The sequence below is a fragment of the Massilia pseudoviolaceinigra genome, assembly GCF_030846505.1.
Taxonomy (GTDB): domain Bacteria; phylum Pseudomonadota; class Gammaproteobacteria; order Burkholderiales; family Burkholderiaceae_D; genus Telluria_A; species Telluria_A violaceinigra.
In genome coordinates this window covers 1-4,175 of record NZ_JAVCWL010000067.1, presented here as the reverse complement: position 1 = coordinate 4,175, position 4,175 = coordinate 1, and the positions used below count along the sequence as shown (strand labels likewise).

The following is a 4,175-nucleotide window of genomic DNA, read 5'->3' as shown; positions in this document are numbered from 1 at the left end:
GTCCGCCGCCATCCGAAAGTTTGTACGGTTTCTCTAGCGGTTTGGCGGTACGGATTTGAATATCAGTAAGAGGTGCTATCAGTTTTGGCATTTTTGGGGGTATCGTATTTTAAGGGTATCGGGCATACCCCCAAAACTACCCCTAAAAATCTGGGCTGTCAAAGCATCTTGTGGCACTTCCAGATACTAAAAACCCGCGTTCTCACTGGGAGAGTCGCGGGCTTTGGCACTTCAAAAGACTTCACAAAACTATTTCTTGGCGGAAGCGGTGTCCGTCAAATCGTAGTCCGCTGAAAGCCGTTTAATCCCGCTACGCCCTTGAATTGCGCCAAACAATTAATGAAATTGTGCGCATGAGTTCGCACAATCACGCTAAAATCCGCCTCTTACATGTGGGTACAAATGGGGGTAGAAAAATGGCGCGTACAGTCGAAAAGCTCAGCGCTTTGGCGGTCACCAAGACCACGAAGCCAGGATACTATGGTGATGGCGCTGGCCTCTACCTACAGGTATCAAAGTCAGGCACTAAGAGCTGGATATTCCGCTTCACGTTTGCGGCAAAGCAGCGCGAAATGGGCCTTGGCCCTCTTCATACAGTAGGCCTTGCGGATGCCCGTGTCAAGGCGCGCGAGTGCAGGACGATTCTGCTTGCAGGAAAAGATCCACTTGAAGCACGCAGTGCCACCAAGCTCGCGGAAGCACTGGATCGGGCGAAGATGATAACGTTCGATCAATGCGCCAGCGCGTATATAGCTGCCCACCGTGGCAGCTGGAAGAATGCGAAGCATGCGAGTCAATGGGAGAATACCTTGGAGACCTACGCCGGACCGATCATCGGTGCGATGCCCGTCGCATCAGTCGACACGGCGCTTGTCGTCAAGGTGCTGAATCCGATCTGGCAGAGCAAGACAGAAACAGCCACTAGGCTGCGCGGTCGAATCGAGAGTATTCTGGACTGGGCGACGGTAAGCAAATTCCGAGTTGGCGAAAATCCTGCGCGGTGGCGCGGTCATCTCGAAAATCTCTTGGCTGACCCGAACAAACTCGGACGAGTCGAACACCATCCGGCTTTGCCGTGGCAGGAACTGGCAGAGTTCATGGTCCAGTTGCGGTTGCGGGAAGGTGTCGCAGCGCGCGCGGTAGATTTTGCTATTCTGACGGCATGCCGTTCTGGCGAGGTGCGGGGCGCCACCTGGGCCGAAATCGATATCGAAGGGGCGCTGTGGACGATCCCATCTGAACGCATGAAAGCTGGCCGCGAACATCGTGTCCCATTGTCCAGTTCGGCGGTTGACATCCTCAAGCGCATGCCACAGGTTGATGATCTTGTGTTTCCTGGGCGGCGACAGGGTACAGCGCTGTCGGATATGAGCTTAACGGCTGTGCTGCGGCGCATGAGCCGGCCAGATATCACGGTACACGGCTTTCGATCAACCTTCCGCGACTGGTGTGCCGAGTCTGTAGCGAACTCGTTCCCTCGGGAAGTGTGCGAGCACGCGCTGGCCCACAGTTTGCCAGACAAGGTGGAAGCCGCTTACCGACGCGGTGACTTGCTCGTGAAACGCACGATGCTTATGCAGACGTGGGCCGATTTTTGCGCCGGGAAAATAACGGGTTAGTGCCGCGCCTGCCACCGAAGAACAGGAACGGTTTCTCTAACTATCCATCAGCCCGTGTCCGTTTAGTAGGTCTGACCTTGTCTCTCTATCTCCCCTATGCCGATTTGCTGCTTGAGATTCGAAAATACTTCGGCGAAGTCTACAAAGAACCGCTCTGCCGAGAATCCGGGAATGCTGTATTTCGCAACTATCTTCGGGACCTCTACTAGCAGCGAATCTATAACCATGGCTTTTCGCGACACCGCATTTGCATTTACGAAATCCTCCAGCGGCAGCACAATATCCATATAAAGCTTTTTCTCTTTTTTAGAATGGCGTAGACGTCGCTTAAAATTAAGAGCGGGATCGCGGCATATCAATACAACCGAAACACCACAAAGACCGTCGCCGTAATCTTGATCGGAGAAAAACTGTCGATAACTGGTGCTGGATAGCCAGTTGAGAATTAAGTCAACTCTACTCTGCCAATTAGCGTCCGACAGAATATTCAATCTCATTAGCGCCTCACCTTGTTACCCGGAGGCAGATGACCACTTTGCATAGTATAGTTGAGCAACTGGACATTCTCCATAATTAATGATTCAGTCTTAGTATCTGCGAATTCAGACACTATGTTGACGCATGCATTTAATCCTCACCTTGAGCCCGTTCCTTAGTATTTTTCGATCTTGTGCGCGTCAAGAATCATACCTGCCGAGACAGACATTGCCCCCACATCTTGTGCAGATTTTAATTTCCGCAGGACATCGATAGCCTGCGGGCTAGCATCGTAATTGAGCAAGAAAGCGGCAGCAGCGAAACGAACATCGGGTAGAGGAGAATCAAGAAAAAAACTAAGAAAATCCACGACGTCACCGACTCTCGCCCGTCGTTTAACTATCGAATCGTTGCGGCGGTTGCACGAGTTCGCGCCCTTCGGATTTGCTCTTCTAATTTCAACCCAATACTCCGCCGCATTGTCAGTAAATTTCTTAACATCATCTTTGTCATCCATGGCGTGCCTCATAGCGTTCCGTTCAAAGCCTTTTGTACCAAATCCATACCAACCGCGTGCTGCTCCTCAAATGTTTTTCCGCTCAATGTGTCACGGAATTGGCCTTTAAGACCAGGAAGACTTGTAGAGTAATACTTGCTAACCGCATCATGCGCAACTTGATCTATGCGAATAAGATTATCGGTTGTGTTTATACGCGAAACAGGGAAACCGGAACGCGCGGCTTGGCACTGCTCAACGACATGATGTATTGGTTTGCTCGTTGTCGATCCAAGCGCATTTTTGGCACGAGCCCAATTAGAGAAAACCTGCACAGATCCTACCTCTTGAGCGATAGTTCTGGCGGAATTGCTCAGCCCTGCTGCCGGCCCTGGAACTGTTGCACCAGTTGTTATAGCGATCCCAACTTCGGCGACAAGTAGAAGTCCAACAGTATTTTCGGCTATATAAACGCACGCCACCATCACCGGGCCGACGCACAGCCCGGTTGGATCAATATTGCTTAATGGATTCCCACCTACGTAAGCGTAGGTATTGATTCCACCGTTGAGGCCAATCGGATCAGATTGAATATATCGCCCCGTCTGCGGATCATAATCCCTGTGGTAGTTGTACTCATAGAATCAACATTTCGAAAATTAATGCCCCGTTAGCGATTTTTTTCTTTTGATCGGTGGGGGAGTCCATCTAAATATTTTTTTAATATCTTTAATTGATCCAGACCAAAGTCCAAAATGTCCGCGCTCAGTAGCACTAAATAATCCTTCTATTTTTGCATAATCGTTGTGTAATTTTGTGATCGATTGCATTTGCGAGGAATTAAGCTCGATCCAAATTCCATTTTTACGAATGGCTTGAACCATCTCATCTCGATTAAGATAGATAGCGCTTTCTTCCATTTCGTTTTGAAAAAAACCTACCACACTGACCAATTTCCCGTCAAAGCGTTCTGGCGAAGCAATCAGTTGAGCGATTGACACTTCAACAACAGAAGAAGCTTGTGCGGGTAAATATGCAAACCACAAATTTAAGGATGCCAATAATATTATCTTCTTCATCATAATTTTCATTTCGCTCCGCTTCCCAGTATTATTACTTTACCTGCATATGGCTTATTAGGAATGGGCGTATATTTTAAAATAAGTCCGTCTGGATTACCCAAATATATTGGCATCCCTTCAGCATCTGAAATAGTTTGATCCCCTCCTGAGAACACGGTGGCCCAATAGCCGGCCTTATGATCTCCGTGTGTGTGATAAATCCCTCCATTAGATTGATTAGCCGGACAATTAGGAATACCTGTCGCGTGTGTCCTTGTTCCTTTTACCGGTGGTGTATACGTGCATTTATTTTTTGAAATTATGCATATTCTCCCACCGTATTCAAGATTCTCTTTAATGGAACGAGGATTGACATCTCTAATAGCTTGCGTCGCAGCTCGATCAGGCGTCGAGTAAATATCACCCGGGGCAAGGCCAAGCCGGTCACTTAATAATATTGGGCTTCCATCAGCATAAACGTAGGTATTAATACCACCATCAAGCCCAATGGGATCGCTTTGG

Annotated in this window: 6 protein-coding genes; 1 reads left to right on the top strand and 5 read right to left on the bottom strand. The window is 48.8% G+C overall.

The genetic code is table 11. From position 1 onward, the window contains the following. The first annotated feature begins 353 nt into the window (after window positions 1-353). On the top strand, window positions 354-1,619 hold the full coding sequence (locus RBA40_RS32835; protein ID WP_306653057.1) for a tyrosine-type recombinase/integrase: 1,266 nt from the start codon (window positions 354-356) through the stop codon (window positions 1,617-1,619). A 62-nt stretch (window positions 1,620-1,681) separates the two neighbouring features. Here the strand turns inward: RBA40_RS32835 and RBA40_RS32830 are convergent, their stop codons facing one another. The 5 genes from RBA40_RS32830 to RBA40_RS32810 all read right to left on the bottom strand — a co-directional run. Continuing rightward, a complete protein-coding gene (locus RBA40_RS32830) occupies window positions 1,682-2,116 on the bottom strand; it encodes an Imm44 family immunity protein (RefSeq protein WP_306653055.1) in 435 nt (144 codons plus the stop codon). Window positions 2,117-2,271: 155 nt separating this feature from the next. After that, entirely contained in the window at window positions 2,272-2,613 is a 342-nt protein-coding gene (locus RBA40_RS32825; RefSeq protein ID WP_306653054.1) for a hypothetical protein, read from the bottom strand. Between the two features lie 8 nt (window positions 2,614-2,621). Next, on the bottom strand, window positions 2,622-3,170 hold the full coding sequence (locus RBA40_RS33685; RefSeq protein WP_374710584.1) for an RHS repeat-associated core domain-containing protein: 549 nt from the start codon (window positions 3,168-3,170) through the stop codon (window positions 2,622-2,624). An 81-nt stretch (window positions 3,171-3,251) separates the two neighbouring features. Continuing rightward, entirely contained in the window at window positions 3,252-3,683 is a 432-nt protein-coding gene (locus RBA40_RS32815; protein ID WP_306653052.1) for a hypothetical protein, read from the bottom strand. After that, the coding region (locus RBA40_RS32810) for a DUF4329 domain-containing protein (RefSeq protein ID WP_306653050.1) at window positions 3,680-4,175 on the bottom strand (496 nt) is incomplete at its 5' end. The genes RBA40_RS32810 and RBA40_RS32815, both read right to left, overlap by 4 nt.

What these genes read in the sequence shown, in the direction of transcription:
- RBA40_RS32835 (WP_306653057.1), top strand. Translation starts at nt 354, where the DNA reads ATGAGTTCGCACAATCACGCTAAAATCCGCCTCTTACATGTGGGTACA.
- RBA40_RS32830 (WP_306653055.1), bottom strand. Translation starts at nt 2,116, where the DNA reads ATGAGATTGAATATTCTGTCGGACGCTAATTGGCAGAGTAGAGTTGAC.
- RBA40_RS32825 (WP_306653054.1), bottom strand. Translation starts at nt 2,613, where the DNA reads ATGGATGACAAAGATGATGTTAAGAAATTTACTGACAATGCGGCGGAG.
- RBA40_RS32815 (WP_306653052.1), bottom strand. Translation starts at nt 3,683, where the DNA reads ATGAAAATTATGATGAAGAAGATAATATTATTGGCATCCTTAAATTTG.